This window comes from Stutzerimonas nitrititolerans (assembly GCF_003696285.1).
Lineage (GTDB): Bacteria > Pseudomonadota > Gammaproteobacteria > Pseudomonadales > Pseudomonadaceae > Stutzerimonas > Stutzerimonas nitrititolerans.
This window is the reverse complement of record NZ_RFFL01000099.1, coordinates 1-309: the sequence shown is the minus strand read 5'-3', so window position 1 is coordinate 309 and position 309 is coordinate 1. Positions and strand designations below refer to the sequence as shown.

Genomic DNA, 309 nt, shown 5'->3' with positions numbered 1-309 from the left:
CAGGCTGGAACAGATCAACCCAGCCAACGGCTACCTCACGCAAATCCAGCGCGTGTATGGCCCCACCGATAAGCCGCGCGACAAGGCGCCGATGCCGCTGGCGCTGATTCGCCCCCAGGCAGACACCAAGACGAGTGTCGCTGGCTTTCAGGCGACACGGGTGCGCACCTATGAGATCGAAGTCCAGTTCGCCAAAAGCGCGGATGAGGCAGAGCTATCGAATGTGCACGTCGACATCCTGCGCGCACTCGGCTTTGGCCAGGATCAGCCCGAACGCAAATTCCCCGGCCTGCTCGAGGACGAAGACCA

General features: G+C 62.1%; 1 protein-coding gene. It reads left to right on the top strand.

All coding sequences use genetic code 11. The features are described from left to right. The coding region (locus EA795_RS20875; protein WP_122079259.1) for a hypothetical protein at positions 1-309 on the top strand (309 nt) is incomplete at both ends.